This window comes from Microbacterium sp. K41, assembly GCF_004794395.1.
GTDB classification, from domain to species: Bacteria; Actinomycetota; Actinomycetes; order Actinomycetales; family Microbacteriaceae; genus Microbacterium; species Microbacterium sufflavum.
Map to the genome: position 1 here is coordinate 1 of NZ_SSDO01000412.1, position 508 is coordinate 508.

The 508-nt window shown below is 76.0% G+C and carries 1 protein-coding gene; it reads right to left on the reverse strand.

Features of this window, described 5'->3' with window-relative positions:
• The coding region (locus DW309_RS12865; protein WP_136045606.1) for a Rossmann-fold NAD(P)-binding domain-containing protein at nt 1-508 on the reverse strand (508 nt) is incomplete at both ends.

Consider the following 508-nt stretch of genomic DNA (forward strand, 5'->3'; position numbering starts at 1 on the left):
CGGCCTCGGCGTCGAACCCGCCCGCACCGCCGCACACCCCGGTCGCGGGGAGCACGAGCTCATCGCGCGCGGCGGCCTCGTGGTCGCCCGCGAGGTGCGCGACCACGCTCCGGACCTGTTCGAAGCCGGTCAGCGCGAGGAACGTCGGCGCCCGGCCGTACGACTTGGCACCGACGACGAACAGGTCCTGTTCGGGCTGGGCGAGCTGTCGCGCACCGGTGGCGGGCACGGAGCCGCACGAGTGGATGTTGGGGTCGATGTCGGCGGCGATGCCGGCGACGGCGTCGAGGGTGGGGTCGAGGGCGATGCGCACCTCGCGCAGGAAGCTCGTGTCGGGCCGGAACCCGGTGAGCGCGAACACCTGGGCGACCCCGGCGATCTCGCGGCCGTCCTCCGCGTGCACCGAGAGCGTGTCGCCGCGGGAGGCGAGCGCGGCGACGCGGAACCCGGTGACGAGCTCGACCGTCCCGGCGTCGACCACCTCGCGCGCGCGGCGGCCGAGGGCGGC